The sequence below is a fragment of the Vreelandella aquamarina genome, from assembly GCF_044805175.1.
Classification (GTDB): domain Bacteria; phylum Pseudomonadota; class Gammaproteobacteria; order Pseudomonadales; family Halomonadaceae; genus Vreelandella; species Vreelandella aquamarina_B.
Window position 1 is genome coordinate 1,214,733 of record NZ_CP085232.1, and the last position, 18,460, is coordinate 1,233,192.

The 18,460-nt window shown below is 54.5% G+C and carries 16 protein-coding genes, 3 pseudogenes and 1 riboswitch; of the genes and pseudogenes, 14 read left to right on the top strand and 5 right to left on the bottom strand.

Annotation, left to right across the window (positions count from 1 at the left end):
• Positions 1-8 precede the first annotated feature (8 nt).
• Together glk and edd are read right to left on the bottom strand one after the other, a co-directional pair.
• Positions 9-974, bottom strand: a complete 966-nt coding sequence (gene glk, locus LG300_RS05680) for a glucokinase (RefSeq protein WP_404377427.1) — start codon at positions 972-974, stop codon at positions 9-11.
• Positions 974-2,863, bottom strand: coding sequence for a phosphogluconate dehydratase (gene edd, locus LG300_RS05685; protein WP_404377428.1), 1,890 nt, complete (start codon positions 2,861-2,863; stop codon positions 974-976). Before edd ends, glk begins: the two co-directional genes overlap by 1 nt.
• A gap of 395 nt (positions 2,864-3,258) precedes the next feature.
• Positions 3,259-3,521, top strand: a riboswitch (cobalamin riboswitch).
• Between the two features lie 145 nt (positions 3,522-3,666).
• Here edd and LG300_RS05690 point away from each other — a divergent pair.
• From LG300_RS05690 to LG300_RS05745, 12 genes and pseudogenes are all read left to right on the top strand, one after another.
• Entirely contained in the window at positions 3,667-5,493 is a 1,827-nt protein-coding gene (locus tag LG300_RS05690; protein WP_404377429.1) for a TonB-dependent receptor domain-containing protein, read from the top strand.
• Positions 5,474-6,406, top strand: a complete 933-nt coding sequence (locus LG300_RS05695) for a cobalamin-binding protein (protein WP_404377430.1) — start codon at positions 5,474-5,476, stop codon at positions 6,404-6,406. Before LG300_RS05690 ends, LG300_RS05695 begins: the two co-directional genes overlap by 20 nt.
• On the top strand, positions 6,406-7,377 hold the full coding sequence (locus LG300_RS05700; RefSeq protein ID WP_404377431.1) for a FecCD family ABC transporter permease: 972 nt from the start codon (positions 6,406-6,408) through the stop codon (positions 7,375-7,377). The genes LG300_RS05695 and LG300_RS05700 overlap by 1 nt, the downstream gene beginning before the upstream one ends.
• Entirely contained in the window at positions 7,377-8,168 is a 792-nt protein-coding gene (locus LG300_RS05705) for an ABC transporter ATP-binding protein (protein WP_404377433.1), read from the top strand. The genes LG300_RS05700 and LG300_RS05705 overlap by 1 nt, the downstream gene beginning before the upstream one ends.
• 151 nt (positions 8,169-8,319) lie before the next feature.
• Positions 8,320-8,760 carry a YtoQ family protein gene (locus LG300_RS05710; protein WP_404377434.1) on the top strand — a complete coding sequence of 147 codons (441 nt, stop codon included), beginning with the start codon at positions 8,320-8,322 and terminating at the stop codon, positions 8,758-8,760.
• A 59-nt stretch (positions 8,761-8,819) separates the two neighbouring features.
• Positions 8,820-9,388, top strand: a pseudogene (gene cobO, locus LG300_RS05715) (cob(I)yrinic acid a,c-diamide adenosyltransferase).
• Positions 9,389-10,037: 649 nt separating this feature from the next.
• Positions 10,038-11,153, top strand: a complete 1,116-nt coding sequence (locus LG300_RS05720) for an AAA family ATPase (RefSeq protein WP_404377435.1) — start codon at positions 10,038-10,040, stop codon at positions 11,151-11,153.
• A gap of 57 nt (positions 11,154-11,210) precedes the next feature.
• A pseudogene (locus LG300_RS05725) lies at positions 11,211-11,294 on the top strand (hypothetical protein); the annotation flags it as partial.
• A gap of 209 nt (positions 11,295-11,503) precedes the next feature.
• Positions 11,504-12,781 (top strand): IS3 family transposase, encoded by a 1,278-nt coding sequence (locus tag LG300_RS05730; protein WP_404375620.1) that lies wholly within the window; start codon positions 11,504-11,506, stop codon positions 12,779-12,781.
• 115 nt (positions 12,782-12,896) lie between these two features.
• Positions 12,897-13,199 carry a TOPRIM nucleotidyl transferase/hydrolase domain-containing protein gene (locus tag LG300_RS05735; RefSeq protein WP_404377995.1) on the top strand — a complete coding sequence of 101 codons (303 nt, stop codon included), beginning with the start codon at positions 12,897-12,899 and terminating at the stop codon, positions 13,197-13,199.
• A gap of 51 nt (positions 13,200-13,250) precedes the next feature.
• Positions 13,251-13,652: a hypothetical protein gene (locus LG300_RS05740; protein WP_404377436.1), complete on the top strand. Its 402-nt coding sequence runs from the start codon at positions 13,251-13,253 to the stop codon at positions 13,650-13,652.
• A gap of 77 nt (positions 13,653-13,729) precedes the next feature.
• On the top strand, positions 13,730-14,665 hold the full coding sequence (locus tag LG300_RS05745) for a hypothetical protein (protein ID WP_404377437.1): 936 nt from the start codon (positions 13,730-13,732) through the stop codon (positions 14,663-14,665).
• Between the two features lie 85 nt (positions 14,666-14,750).
• Here LG300_RS05745 and LG300_RS05750 read toward each other — a convergent pair.
• Positions 14,751-15,026, bottom strand: a pseudogene (locus tag LG300_RS05750) (Txe/YoeB family addiction module toxin).
• The gene (locus tag LG300_RS05755) at positions 15,023-15,274 is read right to left on the bottom strand and encodes a type II toxin-antitoxin system Phd/YefM family antitoxin (RefSeq protein WP_404377438.1); all 252 of its coding nucleotides are present in this window, start codon (positions 15,272-15,274) and stop codon (positions 15,023-15,025) included. Before LG300_RS05755 ends, LG300_RS05750 begins: the two are co-directional and overlap by 4 nt.
• A 233-nt stretch (positions 15,275-15,507) precedes the next feature.
• Here LG300_RS05755 and LG300_RS05760 point away from each other — a divergent pair, with 233 nt between their 5' ends.
• Together LG300_RS05760 and rho are read left to right on the top strand one after the other, a co-directional pair.
• Positions 15,508-16,200, top strand: coding sequence for a Fic family protein (locus tag LG300_RS05760; protein WP_404377440.1), 693 nt, complete (start codon positions 15,508-15,510; stop codon positions 16,198-16,200).
• A gap of 50 nt (positions 16,201-16,250) precedes the next feature.
• Positions 16,251-17,213, top strand: a complete 963-nt coding sequence (gene rho / locus LG300_RS05765; protein ID WP_404377441.1) for a transcription termination factor Rho — start codon at positions 16,251-16,253, stop codon at positions 17,211-17,213.
• A gap of 43 nt (positions 17,214-17,256) precedes the next feature.
• Here the strand turns inward: rho and LG300_RS05770 are convergent, their stop codons facing one another.
• Entirely contained in the window at positions 17,257-18,456 is a 1,200-nt protein-coding gene (locus tag LG300_RS05770; protein WP_404377443.1) for a DEAD/DEAH box helicase, read from the bottom strand.
• Positions 18,457-18,460: the final 4 nt, after the last annotated feature.

An 18,460-nucleotide genomic window follows, 5' to 3' on the forward strand; every position in this document is an offset into this window, starting at 1 on the left:
CCCATCAATTAAAAGACTTCTTCGTTATGCAGCGCTTCGGCGGCCCCTAGCAGGCCGGTCCACGGGTGCGTCACGATCCACACTGGAATATCGGCGTTGTAAGCGCCCATGCGCCCTTTGTTGACGAAGCTTGCGCGTAGCTCGCACTTGGGCAGCCACTCCAACAGGCGGGGCAGAATGCCGCCGCAGAGGTAGACGCCGCCGCGGGCGCCCATGGTCAGGGTGGCATCGCCGCACACGTCGCCGAGAATTTTCAAAAAGCGCAGCAGGGTAGCCGTTGCCAGGGCATCGCCCTGGTTGGCCGCTTGGGTCACGTCAGCGGGGGTCTCGCAGCGCGGCGCTTGGCCTTCCAGTGTGCAGTGCGCTTGGTAAAGCTCTAATAGCCCCTGGCCGCAAAGAATGCGCTCGACGCTCACCCGCTGGTGGCGCTGTAAGAATACGTCCAGCAGCGCGCGCTCGGTGGTGTCGGTAGGCGCAAACGTCACGTGGCCGCCCTCGGTGGGCAGCGGAATCCAGGCGTGCTGGCCGGGGAACACCCCGGCCACGCCTAGCCCCGTGCCGGGGCCGATGACCAAGCGGGTCGAGTGCGACTGGGCGACGCCAGGCTGCACTTCCACCAAGTTATCTTTCCCCACGTGGGGAACGCCCAGCGCTTGGGCGGTGAAGTCATTGATGACTTTAAACAGAGACAGATTCAGCGCCTGCTGAACGTCGCTTTTCATAAAGTCCCAATGGTTGTTGGTCATTTTCACCCGCTCGGCGTGCACCGGACAGGCGAACGCCAAGCAGGCTTCCTTGGGCGCATTGTCGCCGGTGGCGCCTACGCGGGCCAGGTAGTCCTGGATCGCTTCAATCACGCCGGGGTAGTCGGCGCAGGGCAGGTTAAGAATGTCGTGGGGCGTGACCTCACCTGGCGTTACCAACGCCAGGCGAGCATTCGTGCCGCCAATGTCCCCGATTAATGCCGGTCGCATTAGGCGTCCTCTTGAAAAATCTGACCTTCTTGACGAGCGAGATCGTCGGCTTCGAAGCCACCCAACGAGCCTGCGCCCTCTTCGCCGCGCATGGCCAAGTGGCGGAAGCCCGAGAACAGCTCGCGGCCCAGGCCAACGTGGTAGTGCTCTAGGTTGGCAACGGCCAATTCACGCTTGGCCCAGGTGGCGGGGTCTACTTTGGCTTCCAGGGTGCCGGCATTGGCATCCAGGCGCACCACGTCGCCATCGCGCAGTTTGGCCAGCGGGCCGCCGTCGAGTGCTTCCGGGCTCATGTGGATGGAGGCGGGCACTTTGCCCGACGCGCCGGACATGCGGCCATCGGTAACGAGAGCGACCTTGAAGCCACGGTCCTGGAGTACGCCGAGGAAGGGGGTGAGTTTGTGCAGTTCGGGCATACCGTTGGCTTTGGGGCCTTGGAAGCGCACCACGACGATCACGTCGCGGTCCAGGTCGCCAGACTCAAACGCCGCTTTCATTTCGTTCTGATCCTCGAAGATCTTCACCGGCGCTTCTACTACACGGTGCTCTTCGGCTACCGCCGAGACTTTGATCACGCCGCGGCCCAGGTTGCCTTTCATCACGGTCAGGCCGCCGGTGGGAGCGAAGGGCGTGGCCACCGGGCGCAGCACTGCTTCGTCCAGGCTCTTTTCCGGGCCTTCGCGCCATACCACTTTGCCATCTTCCAGGAAGGGCTCTTGGGTGTAAGCGGTCAGGTCGGTGCCAAACACCGTGGGAATATCGCCGTGGAGCAGGCCCGCGCCCAGCAGCTCGCGGAACAGGTAGCTCATGCCGCCCGCCGCTTGGAAGTGGTTGATGTCCGCCTGGCCGTTCGGATACACCTGCATCAGGCTGGGAGTGACCGCTGACAGGTCGGTGAAGTCGTCCCAGTTCAGGGTAATGCCCGCTGCTGCCGCCATGGCAATCAGGTGCATGGTGTGGTTGGTGGAACCGCCGGAGGCCAGCAGGCCAACCACGGCGTTGACGATGGCGCGCTCGTCGATCTGTTTGTAGAACGGGCGATACTCGCCGCCGGGCTCGGTGTTACGGATCGCCTGCTCGGTGGCGTAGCGGGTCAGCGCTTCGCGCATCTCGGTGCCAGGGTTAACGAACGAGGTGCCCGGCAGGTGCAGGCCCATTACTTCCATCATTAGCTGGTTGGAGTTGGCGGTGCCGTAGAAGGTGCAGGTGCCGGGGCTGTGGTAGGAGTCGGACTCCGCCTGCAGCAGCTCCTCGCGGCCCACTTTGCCTTCGGCGTAGAGCTGGCGAATGCGCGCTTTCTCTTTGTTCGGCAGGCCGCTGGGCATCGGGCCAGCGGGTACGAACATGGCGGGCAGATGGCCAAAGCGCGCCGCGCCGATAAATAGGCCCGGCACGATTTTGTCACACACGCCGAGGTAAAGCGCAGCATCGAACATGTTGTGCGATAGGCCCACGGCGGTGGCCATGGCAATCACATCGCGGGAGAACAGCGAGAGTTCCATGCCCGGTTGGCCTTGGGTCACGCCATCGCACATGGCGGGCACGCCACCGGCAAACTGCGCGGTAGAGCCCATGGCGCGGGCGGCCGCTTTAATGGTTTCCGGGAAGGTTTCAAACGGCTGGTGGGCCGAGAGCATGTCGTTGTAGGCGGAAATAATCCCCAGGTTGGCGCTGTTCATCAGCTTCAGGGAGTCTTTCTCCTGCACACTACAGGCGGCAAAGCCGTGGGCCAGGTTACCGCAGGAGAGCTCGGAGCGATGTACGCCGCGCTTATGCTGGTCCGCCATGCGGCGCTCGTAAAGGGCGCGTCGTTCGGCAGAGCGTTCACGGATGCGTTGGGTAACCTCGGCAACCGTAGTATTGAGTGTAGCGGGTGTTGAACCAGGCATAGAGACCTCTGCATGTGTAGAGACGGTGAGATAGTATTGTAGTTATTTTACATTTTTTTGCGTCGATATAAGAGACTTTACGGCAATAAAAACGCTATTTGTAGCTTAATTTGTAGTTTTATTACCCTAATGGATAACGACTATCGTCGTAGAGTGTGATGCTTTAATGAAGGCAAGAAAAAAACGGTGCGCCAGCGTATGTTCGGTGGCTAAAGCGCAAGTATAGCAGCCCTGTTTTTGCTACTTGCCGGGAATCGCCGCGCCATTCAAGCCCGCAACGCTAGCTGGCCGGAAGCTAACGGTGGTCAATCTTCTAGATGCTTGGCCAGGTGATATGCTCCCTGCCAGGTGGGGTATCCCATTGGGGGAAATTGACCCACCCCTCACAAGTTGCTAGTTTACGCGCACTCTCAGGTGCTGGTGGCCAACAATGCCACCAGTTAAACGGGAAGTTGGTGAACATAGCTGTGTACAGTAGTTATGTACATAAGTTGTGTGAACCCAACGCTGCCCCCGCAACGGTGATCGAGATAAGAGCGACTAGAAACGCCACTGTGCTTACGCATGGGAAGGTGGTCGTTCGGAAAGGCACGGCGCTTACGTTAATCGCCCCTTTCGCTCGTCAGCCCGGAGACCGGCCTCAGAGTATCGGCTCGGCATCGAGCCACAGATTACCGGCATGCGGAGGGCATGCGCAGGGCGAGTATCGGTGGCGTTCAGCTGCTTTCTTCCCTTGTAGGTGCCCCTGCCCGGTCACTAAAAACACGCTGTGCGGGTGAGCACAGCGAGCAAGGGACCCCACCATGTTAAATCGTTTTCACACTACTGCGACGCTGGCTACCTTTGCCATAGCTGCTTTGCCGATGGCAGTTCAAGCGCAAACACAGACGCAAGCCCAAACCCAGGCCCAACCGGCTGAAACAATCAGCTCACTGAACCCCGTTGTGGTGACGGCCGCTTTGGCACCGCGTACCGCTAATGAAAGTCTTTCATCGGTCACCGTGATTGACGAAGCCGCCCTGCGCCGCCAAGACCCGGTTTCTATGACCGATTTGTTGCGTGGCCAGCCGGGGGTGGATGTTTCAAGCAATGGCAGCTTTGGCAAAAATAGCAGTGTGTATGTGCGTGGCACGGGTAGTACCCAAAACGTCCTGCTGATTGACGGCATACGCCTGAACTCTGTCACCAGCGGCAGCGCAGCTTGGAATTATTTAGAACCGCGGATGTTCGAGCGTGCGGAAATTGTCCGTGGCCCCCGAGGCAGCCTCTATGGTGCCGATGCTATGGGTGGCGTTATCCAGTTATTCACCCCCCAAAGTGAAGAGAACGGCCCCCAGCCACGTATCTCTGCAGGCGGCGGCTCGTTCAATACCCAGCGGTTAAGCGCGGGGGTGAGCGGGAAAGAGGGTGGCACACGCTACAGCTTCTCTGGTAGCCACTTCACCACTGATGGCCAGCCGATTCGCCGCGATGGCGACGACAAAGGCTACGACAACACATCAGCACTGGCGCGGGTATCGCATACTTTCGATAATGGTGCCGAAGCAGGCGTACTCGCCCTGCGAGCTCGTGGGCATAATGAGTACGACGGCGGTGAAAACGATTTTGTACAGCAAGTGGCAGGTGTGTACGGTGAACTGCCACTGACAGATAACTGGCGCAGCCGCTTAACGTTGAGTGAATCTCGTGATGAGAGTGATAACGTCGACGAGTATGGTGAATCAGCATTTAATACGAAAATCCGCACCGCTCGCTGGGAAAATACGCTTGCCGTGGGCGCCCATGAGCTGATCGCCGGAGCAGAATACAGCGAAGACCGCGTGGATAGCACCACGGCCTATGATGAAACCAGCCGCAGCAATGCAGCCGTATTTACTCAAGCACTGCTGGATTTCTCGCCCTTTACGCTGCAAGGCAGCTTACGATTTGATGATAATGAAGCCTACGGGGAAGAAGTGACCGGCAGCCTGGGCGTGGGTTATGAGTTAGACCGCCACCACACGCTGCGTGCCAACTATGGTACGGCGTTTAACGCTCCTAACTATAATCAGCTTTACTACCCAGGCTATAGCAATCCTGATTTAGAATCAGAAACCTCCGAAACGGTGGAAGTAGGGGCGCGCGGCCAGTATGCCCGCTGGTTCTGGGACGCGGCGCTATATCAAACCGATATTGATAACCTGATTGCCGGCCAGGGGCTGCCGTTTAACGTGCCGAAAACCCGTATCCGTGGGGCCGAGCTAGCAGCAGGCGTTGAAGTAGACGCTTGGACGTTGGCCGCTGCGCTGACCTACACCGACCCTGAAAACCGCCTAACCGGCAAGCGCCTGCAAAACCGCGCTTCGCAAAGCCTGCGTTTAGACATCGACCGCGAGCTGGGCGATTGGTCGGTGGGTGGTTCTTGGGTAGCACAGAATCACCGCTACCGTGATGCCGCCAATGAAGACCGCTTAAGCGGCTACGGCTTGGTGAACCTGCGTGCGGGCTGGCAGTTTGCGCCGCTGTGGAGCGCCCGTGTAACGCTAGAGAACGTGCTGGACCAAGATTATGTCACCACGCGCTCGTTTGATGGTGCCGACTATATCAACGCAGGCCGGGCAGGATTTTTAAGTGTTCACTTTGGCCAGTAAGCTGACGCAGTTCGGCGGCGCCCTTGGCGCCGCTGTGTTATGGCTGGGTAGCGGGCTTATCAACCCGCTGCACGCAGACAGCCCAAGCCGCTGCGCGGTAGACGACCGTGGGCGAGAAGTGTGCCTGCACGCTTCGGCCAATCGTATTGCCGCGCTTTCACCCGGCGCTACTGAGCTTACCTACGCTGCAGGCGCGGGTGATCAGGTTGTGGCTGTGGTCAGCTACAGCGACTATCCGCCACAAGCCCAGGAAGTGGCCTCGGTGGGCAACCATACACGAATTGATTTAGAAGCCCTGGTCAGGCTTGCCCCGGATTTAGTGATTGGCTGGGTAACGGGTAACCCTACTGAGCAGATGGAAACCCTTGAAGCGTTGGGCATGCCAGTTTTCTACATCGAACCGCGCAGTATTGAGGATATATCCCATACCATTGAGCGCCTGGCCCGCCTAGCCGGCACCGAAGCCGTTGGGCGGCAGGCCGCTGCGCAGTTTCGGGAGGGCATGGCCGCGCTCACCGCCCGCTACAGCGACCGTGCCCCGGTGCCGACCTTTTATCAGGTGTGGGATGAGCCGCTAATGAGCGTCAATAACGAGCACCTGATTGGCCAGGTGATGGAGCTTTGCGGCGGTGAGAACGTGTTTGGCGAGCAGCACCGGTTAGTGCCACGGCTGGATGTCGAAGCCGTGCTGGCGGCCAACCCCGAGGCCATTATTGCCGGAGGCATGGGGGAGGAGAACCGCAGCTGGCTCACCCATTGGGAGCAGTACCCCAACCTCGCCGCCGTGGCGGAAGGCAACCTCTATTTTGTGCCTCCTTCGTTAATTCAGCGGCCCACGCCGCGCCTGTTGGAGGGCGCGCAAATTCTTTGCGAAAAGCTTGAACACACCCGCCAAAAGCGCAGGGCCTCTTGATGGTAGCGCGCCTGTGGCAACCTCTTGGCCTGCTAGCGCTGGCTGCCTTGGCCGCCATGCTGTGTTCCCTGGCGGTGGGCAGCGCGCAGCTCTCGGTGGCGCAGCTTTGGGCGGTGGTGCAGGGGCAAGGCGATGCGCTGGCGCACACTATGGTGGTAGAGCTGCGCCTGCCACGGGCGCTTTCCGCCTTTGCGGTGGGCGGGCTGTTGGCGGTCGCCGGAGCGCTGATGCAGATACTGCTGCGTAACCCCCTGGCCGACCCCTACGTGCTGGGGCTTTCCGGCGGGGCCGCCATTGGTGCGCTGGCGGCTATGCTGGCAGGCGTAGGCGGCGTGCTGATTTCCGGCTCGGCGTTTTTCGGTGCGCTGCTTTCCACGTTTTTAGTGTTTGGCTTAGCCCACGGCAGCGGCGGCTGGACACCGTCCCGGCTGTTGCTCACCGGCGTGGTGGTGGCGGCGGGCTGGGGCGCGGTGATTACCCTGATGCTAGCGCTTAGCCCTGCCGAGCGCCTGCCGGGTATGCTGTACTGGCTGATGGGGGACTTATCCTACGCCCGCACGCCATGGCCGCCGCTGCTGCTTTTGGTCGCCACCTGCGTGCTGCTGATACCGCTGGGGCGCAGCCTCAACGTGCTGGCCCGTGGCCCCCAGCAGGCGGCTGCACTTGGTGTGGATGTCCGCCCGCTGGAGTGGGGCATCTACATTGCCGCCAGCCTATTAACCGCCGCCGCCGTGACCACCGCAGGCAGCATCGGGTTTGTTGGATTAGTGGTGCCCCACATGCTGCGCCTGCTGCTGGGCAACGACCAGCGGTTGATTTTGCCCGCCTGCGCCCTGGCAGGCGGCACGCTGCTTGTATTGGCGGATACCCTGGCGCGCACCATGATTGCCCCCGAGCAGCTCCCCGTTGGGGTGATTACCGCGCTGCTGGGCGTGCCCACGTTCCTCTTTTTGCTCTACCGGAGCCGCTGATGACCCGCTTGGAGACCCAAGACTTGATCATCAATGTGCCGGGGCGCAGTGCAGGCACGGCGCTGAACTTAACCATCGAGCCAGGACAGGTGTGGGGCGTACTTGGCCCCAACGGCGCGGGTAAAACCACGCTGCTGCATACGCTCGCCGGGCTGAACGCCCCCCGTTCGGGGCAAGTGTTGTTGGGCAACAAACCGCTTAGTCAACTACGCAGACGGCAAGTGGCCCAGAGGCTGGGGTTGGTGTTTCAAGAGCGGCTAGACGGCTTCCCCGCCACGGTGCTGGAGACTGCGCTGATTGGCCGCCACCCCTATCTTTCCCTGTGGCAGATGGAAGGCGCCGATGACTACGCCCGCGCCGAGGCTGCCCTGGAAGCGCTGGATGTGGCGCATCTTCGCCACCGCTTGGTCAGCACGCTTTCTGGCGGTGAACGCCAGCGGGTGGCGATGGCGACGGTGCTTACCCAAGCGCCTAACATTTGGCTGGCGGACGAACCCACCAACCACCTGGATTTACACCACCAAAGCGCGGTTATGGCGCTAATGGCCGAGCAGGCCGCCCAGGGCAGCGCGGTGATGATGTGCCTGCACGATTTGAATTTAGCCGCCCGCTGGTGCGACCACATTCTACTGCTCTACCCCAGCGGCGAAGCCTGCTGGGGCCCACGGGACACCATGCTAGTGCCCAGCGCCCTAGAGCGGCTCTACCAACAGCGGCTTGCCACGGTAGTCGTGGATGGCGCGGCGGTGTTCGTGCCCGTTCAAGCGCAGTGCAGCGAACAGCCCGATTAGCACATGGCCCCAACATGCTGCAAGGCGACACACACGAGGCGTTAATGATTGCAGCCGCAGCCACAAGATAAAAATATGGAAGGTTTTTCCAAAAAGCGGCAGTGAGCTATCATAGAGCGGCGAGATACTCCCCAATTCTAAAGGAGCCAACATGAGCTTTTATGTATACCTTTCCGGCGAGATTCACACCGACTGGCGTGAAGAGATCCAGCGCGGCGCAGAAGCGGCGGGCCTGGATGTGGTGTTTACCGCCCCCGTGACCGACCATGACGCCTCTGATGCTGCAGGCGACCACCTGGGCAAACCGGAAAACAGCTTCTGGCGCGACCATCAATCTTCCAAAGTAAACGCCATCCGCACCCGCACCATGATCGAACAGGCGGATTTAGTGGTGGTGCGCTTTGGCGACAAGTACAAGCAGTGGAACGCCGCCTTTGACGCAGGCTACTGCGCGGCACTCGCCAAGCCCTACATCACGCTGCACAGCGAAGAGATCGTTCACCCGCTGAAAGAAGTCGACGCCCAAGCGCAAGCCTGGTGCACCACTACTGATCAAGTAGTGGAAACCCTGCGCTACGTGCTGAAAGCGTAAGCACTCTCCATAACCCCACACGACACTGCCAACCCCTTCCGGCCCGCCATGCCCAACGCATGGCGGGCCAAGCAGAAAATCATGAACGAGCGCATTGCCCGCGCCGATAAAGAGCAGGTCATCTTGCTGGTGCTTACCGGCCCCGGCAAAGGCAAAAGCAGTTCCGGTTTTGGCATGCTCGCCCGCGCCCTTGGCCACGGCATGAAGGTCGGCGTGGTGCAGTTCATCAAGGGCGCGTTCAGCACCGGCGAAGAAGCCTTCTTTCGCAACCTGCCCAACGTGGACTACCACGTGATGGGCGAAGGCTACACCTGGGACACCCAAACCGAGAACGCGACCTCGCCGCCGCCAACGCCGCCTGGGAACAAGCCAAGCGCATGCTCCAAGACGACCGCTACCACATGGTACTGCTCGACGAACTCAACATCGCCCTACGCTACGAGTACCTCGACCTAGACCAAGTCCTCGACGACCTACAAGCTCGCCCCGAAATGCAACACGCCATCGTCACCGGCCGCTACGCCCCCAACCCCTCATCGACCTCGCCGACACCGTCACCGAAATGAAAGTCGTCAAACACGCATTCAAAGACCAAGGCATCAAAGCTCAGAAAGGGATTGAGCTTTAAGGGGGAGAAGGGTGGTGAATGATGAGGGGACGCTAATCGAACCCTCATTACCCTGAGCTTTGGCGGCCTGAAGTTGTAGGAGGGAGCTTCAGCTCGCGACGATCAAGCCACAACACTCAACACTCCCTCAAAACTAAATGTCGCCACCTGTGGGAGGGAATTTTAGCTTGCAATGACAAAGCCACATAGCCCAACCCCCCCTGTAGCGCAGCGTAACGACTAAGCGAGAGCAACGAGCGAAGAAGGCACCCGCAGCGGCGGCCCGGCGCGAAGGCGGCGCTAGCCGCCCATCCACCACGCCATAAGCAACCACCCACCTCAAGTGCCGCACGCACTAAACCATCCGTCCCTTAACCCAACACAATTCCCCCAAAAAATCTGCGTGACCTAAGCAAAATTTATGAATAGAGTATGATTGAATCTTAAAAATCAGCGGGCACGCGAATTTTGGATATGCTTCGATGCATTAAAAATAGTTTAATTGAAGCAGTGGTTTATGAGGGTTGAGGTGGCTATAGAAGATCAATAATCATGCTGGCGCGTTCAATTTTGTTATGTGGAATGCTGTATAACCACTGTTATAAGCCTGTCTATTTCGAGTGTAAACGCTAAATACTCAACAGCTCTCCAGTTAATTTCAAGGATAACCATGATAATTGGAACATTTTTAAGATATTACAAAACTTATCAAGGGATTAACTATATACCTATTACTGATGAAGATAAGTTTTGTGGATTAGTTGGCGATAATGGGATCGGGAAAAGCTCAGTTTTGGAATCGCTTGACACATTTTTTAATGCCAAGCCATGGAATTTCAACACTGTTACTAAAAAGAGTGGAAAATTATCGACAAAACCTCATATAGTTCCGGTCTTTCTCCTTGATCGGAGTTACTTTGATGGGGTTGAACTTGAAAAAGCAGAGTTATTAAATGATGTCGCTATTAATATTAGCGAAACCGATGTGCCTCCTTCGCTTAAAAGCCATGCTAAAGCTTTCATTGAACACAGAGATAGGTTGAATGAAAGAGTAGATTTATCTTGCCTGCTAATTATTCCATTAGGGTTTGATTATAAGGGAGGCGCGTCACTATCTATATTTAACAATCGATTAACAGTCGATAGACTACTAGGTGATGACGTAGAAGCAGAGAAAAATTCGCTATCTGACAATGAGCTTGAATCTTTTTTACCTTTGCTGAACAAAATAAAGGAGATTGTTGATTACATCTATATCCCTAGAGAAATAGAGCCAGAGTTGTTTACAAAGCTCGAGACTGACGAGATTCAGGTTCTTATGGGTGAGACTTTAATACAAATACTTAGTGAGCGCGTGCCGCAAAAACAAATTGCTGAAATCAACCAGAGTCTCAACTCCTTCATTGATACACTGACGCAAGAACTGGAAATATACTCTTATAGGACGCCAACGGACAGGCAGCAATATCTTAGAAAAAATGACGTTTATAATCTAATAATTCAATCATTCTTTAGTACCAGGAAACTGCACAAAAAACAGGGTGAAAACTGGCTAGAGATTAGTTCATTAAGTTCAGGTGAAAAGCAAAAAGCCATAATTGATGTTGCACATAGCTTGCTTAATAAGCATAGAGATACTGGTGCAAATTTAATAATAGGAATAGACGAGCCAGAATCATCTTTGCACATGTCCGCATGCTTCGATCAATTTGATTCATTATATGAGATTAGTCGTGACGCTATGCAAGTTGTCTTTTCATCACATTGGCCCCCTCTGTCAGCCTAGTTGTCCGGTTGGCGATATCGCCTAAACTCAGTCCAGAGGGAGCGGTATGGAATTCATGTGCCACGTTATTCTGAAGAGCGTAAAGCCGCCATCCTGAAAAAGTTATTGCCGCCCCACAATCGCAGTGTGGCGTCGGTAGCAACGGAAGAAGGCATCTCCAACGCGACGCTGTATAGTTGGTTAAAACAGTGTCGAGAAAAAGGAGTCCCTGTGCCGGGTTACACCCAAGGCGACAACGAATGGTCACCTGACGCCAAGCTAGCCGTTGTCATCGAAACCGCGACGATGTCAGAAACAGAGCTTGGCGCTTACTGTCGTGAAAAAGGCCTTTATCCCGAGCAAATCCAGCAATGGAAAGCCGCTTGTCTCGAAGGAGCTGGTCGGCAAGAAGAGCAGGCAAAAGCAGCGCAGAAACAGCGCAAAGAAGACCGAAAGACCATCAAGCAGCTCAAAGCGGAAGTACGGCGCAAAGACAAGGTGCTGGCAGAAACAACGTCGTTGCTAGTGCTTTCAAAAAAGCTCGAAGCCTTGTACGGCGAGGATCCGGACAGCGGCGAGGACGACTAACGCCTCTCAAGGAACGTGCAAGGCTCATCGCGCTATTTGACGAAGCGGTTATGGGTGGCGCGTCCCGTTATCAAGCGGCTGCCGTGATCGGCATAAGCGAACGCACACTGAAGCGGTGGCGATCTGAGCGCGGCGCTATTGTCGAGGATCAGCGTCCACATGCAGGGCAACACAGGCAGCCGCATCAGCTGACGCATGAGGAAGAGCAAGCCATTTTGAACACGTGCCATCGCCCCGAGTATCAGAGCTTGCCGCCGTCTCAAATCGTTCCTTTATTGGCCGACGAAGGCGTCTATCTGGCCTCCGAATCGTCGTTTTATCGGGTCTTGAAAAAGCATCATCAGCAGCACCATCGTGGCCGTATGAAACCACGTCGTTCAGTCCCCGAGCCGACTAGCTTTACGGCTACAGGGCCAAACCAGGTCTGGAGCTGGGACATCAGTTATTGTGCCTCCGTTGTGCGAGGTCAGCACTGGTATCTTTACCTGATCATGGATATCTACAGCCGCAAAATCATTGCTTGGGAAGTCCACGACACGGAATCGGGCGAGTTGGCTAAACAGCTTTTGGAACGTGCCTTGCTGCGAGAAGGTTGCTGGCATCAGCCGCCAGTACTGCACTCTGATAACGGAGCACCGATGACCTCCTATACGCTCAAAGCGAGGCTAACAGAGCTGGGCATGTTGATGTCTTACAGTCGGCCGAGAGTAAGCAATGATAACCCTTACTCGGAAGCGCTGTTCCGTACCGTCAAATACTGTCCAGCGTGGCCCACCAAGGGCTTCGCATCGCTGGGCGCGGTACGAGAATGGATGCTAGCGTTCGAGCGGGCTTACAACGAACAGCACCTGCACAGTGGCATCCAGTATGTCACGCCAGCGGACCGTCATCGCGGCGTAGACCAAGAGCGCCTGGAACGCCGGAACGCGGTATACCAACGTGCGAAGCAGCGACATCCGCAACGCTGGTCGGGCCACACTCGAAACTGGGAAGTCACCGGCCCAGTCTCGCTTAACCCGGGAAAAATGCACGAAATCGAGCGTAATCAACAGGCTGCTTAAGCGCAGCCATTTGGACAACTGGGTTGAAAATCACCGTTGGTATGGTTTCTTACCAACAATAGAGGCAGGTAGTGCAACCGTAATATCCAAGAATGATTCAACGCACGTTTTCGACATGATTAACTTGGCTAATTATAGAGAGCAAATAAAGCAATTGGCTGCTTCGTCTAGAGGCAGGCTACCCTATGATATAAGGTTAAAGAGCATAAATGACTTTGTGCAGTCAGTAATTACCAGTGCAATCGGCGACACTCCATTTAGCTGGATTATTTGTGAAGGTTCGTCTGAAAAAGTTTATTTAAGTTCTTACTTTAAAGATTTGATTGATTCAAAGAGGTTGAGGATTGTCCCAGTTGGAGGGGCGAAGGAAATTAAGAGGTTATATAATCACTTATCGACATCGTATGAAGATTTTTAGGAAGAGATTTCAGGAAAAATCATTTTAATTTCTGACACTGACGCACAACTAGTGAATTATGATGTAAAAAATTATCCAAACCTTTTTTGTAAGAGAATGGTTAATTGCATACAATCTCGTTCTACGAAACTTGTAAATATTCAAGCTAATCCGGTTTCTCCAGCAACAGAAATTGAAGATGCTTTGAATGGTAAGTTATTCTATGAAACCCTATGTCACTTTATTGAAGATTACCGCGAACAGCTTGGTTTCTTGCATGAAATAGATGGTGAAGTATCTCAAGAAAGCTCGAAAGTTGCATTAGATTTAAAGGCTAGTCAGTGGAGTAAGATTGAGCAGTTTTTTGATATGGATAATAATAAGTTTCTGTTCTCTCAAAAATATGCTGAATCACTAAGTGGCGATTATGATGAGCCTTCATGGATAGCAGAGATCCGAGGTTGGTTAAGCTAGCTTATAATAATCGCAAGCACAGCGACTCGCAAGCTCGCGCGTGTTGCGGGCGTTAGAGGTTAAAAGGTTTCGTAGCAATGAATGGGAACGATATGGATAGGCTAGAAAAGCACTTCAAGCAATGGAAGAAAATATCAGAACGGCTCCATGTGCAGTTAGGGCCAGTTATGGAGGCTCAGAAAGTAATAGAAGAGACTTGGCGCCCAACTCTTGAGTTCCAGAAAGTGCTTAAGACCCAATTGCGACCTTTCCTAGAGCAACAAAGGAAATTACAGAAAGTATTAGAAGGTATAAATATACCCAGCTATCAAATACCTGATTTAAGTCCTTTTACAAAGCAAATACAACAATACCAGAATTCTCTCAGTGGTATTATCACGCCCGCTTTTGAAGAATTGCAGCATTCTTTTCGAGAGCTTCCACCAAAAATCCAAGAAGCGCTACTATTGCTGGCTCAACATGGTTGGTATTTAGATTTCAATATGCCGCTTCCGAGCCTATGGGACATAAAAGAGGCAATGTCAAGTGGCGAAATCGATGAGGTTGAAGAGGCCCTTGTAGAGTATTTTGAAAGCCAATTGGACGAAATAGAAAATTCTTTTAGTGCTCAGTTCCCTCATAGGTCACATATCATAGCCTCGGCATTCAAGGCGCATCGCAACGGTGAGTACTTCTTATCAATCCCAGTTTTGCTCGCTCAAACAGATGGAATATGTAAAGAAGTGGTTGATCAATACTTGTTTATGAAAAAAGACAAAAAGCCTCGAACAGCAATATATGTTGAACAAATAGCTGCGGACACATACAAAGCCGCACTATTAAGCCCTTTGGCAGCTAGTGCTCCAATAGGTGCCTCAGAGCATGAGCGAGAAGAAGGATTTAATCTGCTTAATAGGCATATGGTATTGCATGGAGAGTCACTAGATTACGGAAGCAAGGTTAATAGCTTAAAAGCAATATCTCTAGTTAATTACGTATCGCAGGCATTGGAAAAAGATGCAGGCTACCCCTAACAAGGCACTGCTGTTGGATAAATTTTACGCGGCGCTCCAAATTTAACGCAGAGCGCGACGTTAGCTTGAAAAGCTTAACGGAGAGTTAGTTAAATGGAAAATAGTCGGAATAACAATACCAAAGCTGAGCAATAAGCAAAGCATCATCCGTGACCTTATAAACCATCCGATGTTCTTCGTTGATGCGCCTGGACCAGTAACCGGCAAGACTGTGCTTGAGAGACTCAGGTGTACCGACGCCTTCAAACGGTTCTCGTTGAGTTTCTTTGATAAGCTTGTTGATGCGGTGAAGCACCTTTTTGTCGGTTTTCTGCCAGTGTAAATAGTCTTCTCAGGCGTTCTCAGAGAAGATGAGTTTCATTCAAGAAGTTCCTTTTCTTGACCACCGCCTTGCTCCAGCTCGGCAACGGATTCCAGCAAGCGCCGTGTGTTTTTGGGTGCGCGAAGAAGGTATGCCGTTTCTTGCAGTGCCTCGTAGTCCTCCAGGGAGATCATAACCACTGATGGCGACTTGCTCCGGGTGATAATCACCGGGGAATGGTCCTCACAGACCCGCTCCATGGTTTTGGCTAGATTGGTTCGAGCGGCGGTATAGCTAATGGCATCCATAAAATTTATCCTGTACAGAATATTGGACACGATCAGAATAGCGTGCGTGTAGAGGTTTCACCATTGGCTTCACCGCGACTCGTTTTCATCCGTGTTGCTGCACCAAACCGGCACGTCAGCTAGGCGTGGAGGCGTTATCAAAACGCGCAGTAGTGAAATTTTCGTCTATGGTGACCAAAGAATCACAGGCCGTTAGCGTAACCTATCACCCTATGCACCCATCAGGAGCTAATATGTGGGACATGAAACCCAATTTACCTCTGGCCGTACAGCTGGCTAAAAGAGATGTGCCTGCTCTGGTTTACGATGCGGTGAATCTGGAAGGCGTTGCCATGACGCTCCCCGAGGTGCAGACCATTCTTGATGGCATTACCGTGGGTGGGCATCGCATCAGCGATCAAAACATGGCGATCAACCAAGCCAAAGCTTGGGCGTTCATTTTTGATTTGGTCGAGCAGGGTGAGTTTACATTCGACAAAAAAACGGCTCTGAGTATTCACGAGATCGCCGGAAAAGAAGAAGCGTTAGAGTGGGGTAAGTTCCGTTCAGGTTATGTCACTATCGCTGGCTCTGAGTATGAGCCGCCTGCTCCCGATGAGTTGGATGCAACATGGCGAGAAGTTGAGCAACAAGTCTACAGTGAGGCTGATGTTTACGATCAGGGCATCACGGCATTTTTACAAATGGCTCGCGCTCAGTTTTTTTGGGATGTCAACAAGCGCACTGGCCGTTTCATGATGAACGGGATTTTGTTGGCCAACGGCTTCCCGGTGATCAACGTGCAAGCGAAGCGGCAGCAGGAATTTAACACCTTGATGCTCGATTTTTATTCATCGAACGATATGCGAGCGATGAATACATTCCTACGAAGCTGTTTAGATGAAAAAATTATTCGTAACTTCACGCTAGGCCTCAACATGGGTTAGCACGTGGGTTAATAGTTAACACCCAAATTTCAAAGGCAATCCACCCTACCATGACCCGCAAAACCCTAACCCTCAAAACGAAAAGACCACCACAGCCTAAACCCACCACCGAAGCCGAAGACCCAACCACCAACGACCCCATAACACGCTTCCTCAACGGCACCGCCATCCATCCTTCCCCACGCCTGTATTTAGCGCCCAGTGATCAGCCGTGCACCGTGCGGGCGATGGATTTGATCACGCCCATTGGCATGGGGCAGCGGGGGTTGATTGTGGCACCGCCCGGCTCTGGCAAAACGACGCTGTTGAAGCATATCTGCCAAGCGGTGGCGGAGGCTTACCCGGATATAAAACTGTATGCTTTGCTGATCAATGAGCGCCCGGAAGAAGTCACCGATTTTAAGCGCAGCGTGTCGGCTGAAGTGCATGCTTCGTCGTCCGATGAAAGCTACGCGCACCATGTGCGGATGGCCGATCAGCTGCTGGATAAAGCGCGTAAGCAGGCAGGCGAGGGGCACGATGTGATGATCGTGATTGACTCGCTTACCCGGCTTTCGCGGGTTCACAATGCCGAGCAGCGGGGCAATGGGCGCACGATGTCGGGTGGGTTGGATGCCCGGGCGATGGAAATTCCCCGCAAGCTGTTTGGCGCGGCGCGGAAGATCGAAAACGGCGGCTCGCTCACCATTCTGGCCACCGTGTTGGTGGATACGGGAAGCCGTATGGATCAGGTGATTTTTGAGGAGTTTAAGGGCACGGGCAATATGGAGCTGGTGCTATCACGGGACGTGGCCAATCAACGAATTTTTCCAGCGATTGATATTGCCAAAAGCAGTACCCGCCGAGAAGAGCTGTTGATGGATGCGAAGGAGTTTGAAAAAGTACGCACGCTGCGCAGAGCGTTAACACCGCTTAAGCCCATAGAAGGTGCGCAGAAGTTGCTTGCGCTGCTGGAGAAATACCCCACGAATGCCGAGCTGTTGGAGGCTTTTTCGCCCGCTGAGCAGGGGTGAAGCTCACCCTTGTATTCTTAAAGGTGAGCTTCTTGGTGAACGCTTAACGGCTGCTTTTTTTAACGTGATTCAAGTTAGACGCGGGCACGGCTTTTTTGACCGGGAAGCCTTCCACTTCTTTGCGCTCAATCGTGTTTTTCAAGCGCCTTTCAATCGCACACAGGTTTTTAAAGTCGCTGATATCGACCAGCGAGATAGCTTCACCGGAGGCACCCGCGCGGCCGGTGCGGCCAATGCGGTGGATGTACTCTTCTGGCTGGAAAGGTAAATCGTAATTCACCACGCGGCTGAGTTCCCCAATATCCAACCCCCGCGCGGCGACGCCCGTAGCTACCAGGTACTTCAGCTCGCCCGATTTGAACTGATCCAACACTTTTTCACGCATGGCTTGGCTTCTGCCGCCATGGATGGAGTCCGCCTGGATGCCGCGCTTTTCCAGCTGAGCCACCAGCTTGGCTGCGCTGTGTTTTTTCTCGACAAAAATCAGCGCCTGATCCCACGCTTGCTCGGTGATCAAGTGGCTTAACAGGGCGGACTTGGTGTCTTTGTCGACCGTGATTAGCCACTGTTTGATGGTGGCGGCGGCGCGCACGTTGGGCGTAATGGAGATGTTCGCCGCCATGTCGGTCATTTTGCTGTCTGAAAATGCGTGGGCGATGGCGCGCACGTCGTTGGTCATGGTGGCTGTGAACAGCAGGTTCTGACGGTTCTCTGGCAGGCGCACGATGATTTTGTGGATATCATCGACAAAGCCCATATCGACCATTCTGTCTGCTTCGTCCAGCACCATGGCTTGCAGTTCATCAAAGTGCAGCGCGCGCTGATGCGCCAAATCTAGCAGCCTGCCCGGTGTGGCGACCAGAATATCCACCCCTTCGATCAAGCGCTCTTTTTGCGGCGCGGTATCCACACCCCCATACGCGGCCATCGAGGTGAGCTGGGTATGCTTGGCGTATTGCGCCACACTGGCTTCCACCTGAACCGCCAGCTCGCGGGTGGGCACAAGGATCAGCGCACGGATGCGTTTACCGCGCAGCGGTTCTGCGGCTTTACTGAACTGTTCCAGCAGCGGCAGCACAAAGGCAGCGGTTTTGCCCGTGCCGGTTTGTGCGGTGGCGATTAAATCTTTGCCCGACAGAATGGCAGGAATCGCTTGTTCTTGGATGGGCGTTGGCGTTTGGTAACCGAGTTCGGTAATCGCCTGAACGAGAGGGCTGGATAAGCCTAGTTTTGAAAAGGGCATGAGA

Excerpts from the sequence above, each read along its gene's own strand:
- glk (WP_404377427.1), bottom strand. The coding sequence starts at position 974 with ATGCGACCGGCATTAATCGGGGACATTGGCGGCACGAATGCTCGCCTG.
- edd (WP_404377428.1), bottom strand. The coding sequence starts at position 2,863 with ATGCCTGGTTCAACACCCGCTACACTCAATACTACGGTTGCCGAGGTT.
- LG300_RS05690 (WP_404377429.1), top strand. The coding sequence starts at position 3,667 with ATGTTAAATCGTTTTCACACTACTGCGACGCTGGCTACCTTTGCCATA.
- LG300_RS05700 (WP_404377431.1), top strand. The coding sequence starts at position 6,406 with ATGGTAGCGCGCCTGTGGCAACCTCTTGGCCTGCTAGCGCTGGCTGCC.
- LG300_RS05705 (WP_404377433.1), top strand. The coding sequence starts at position 7,377 with ATGACCCGCTTGGAGACCCAAGACTTGATCATCAATGTGCCGGGGCGC.
- LG300_RS05710 (WP_404377434.1), top strand. The coding sequence starts at position 8,320 with ATGAGCTTTTATGTATACCTTTCCGGCGAGATTCACACCGACTGGCGT.
- LG300_RS05720 (WP_404377435.1), top strand. The coding sequence starts at position 10,038 with ATGATAATTGGAACATTTTTAAGATATTACAAAACTTATCAAGGGATT.
- LG300_RS05730 (WP_404375620.1), top strand. The coding sequence starts at position 11,504 with ATGGAAAGCCGCTTGTCTCGAAGGAGCTGGTCGGCAAGAAGAGCAGGC.
- LG300_RS05735 (WP_404377995.1), top strand. The coding sequence starts at position 12,897 with ATGATTAACTTGGCTAATTATAGAGAGCAAATAAAGCAATTGGCTGCT.
- LG300_RS05745 (WP_404377437.1), top strand. The coding sequence starts at position 13,730 with ATGAATGGGAACGATATGGATAGGCTAGAAAAGCACTTCAAGCAATGG.
- LG300_RS05755 (WP_404377438.1), bottom strand. The coding sequence starts at position 15,274 with ATGGATGCCATTAGCTATACCGCCGCTCGAACCAATCTAGCCAAAACC.
- LG300_RS05760 (WP_404377440.1), top strand. The coding sequence starts at position 15,508 with ATGTGGGACATGAAACCCAATTTACCTCTGGCCGTACAGCTGGCTAAA.
- rho (WP_404377441.1), top strand. The coding sequence starts at position 16,251 with ATGACCCGCAAAACCCTAACCCTCAAAACGAAAAGACCACCACAGCCT.
- LG300_RS05770 (WP_404377443.1), bottom strand. The coding sequence starts at position 18,456 with ATGCCCTTTTCAAAACTAGGCTTATCCAGCCCTCTCGTTCAGGCGATT.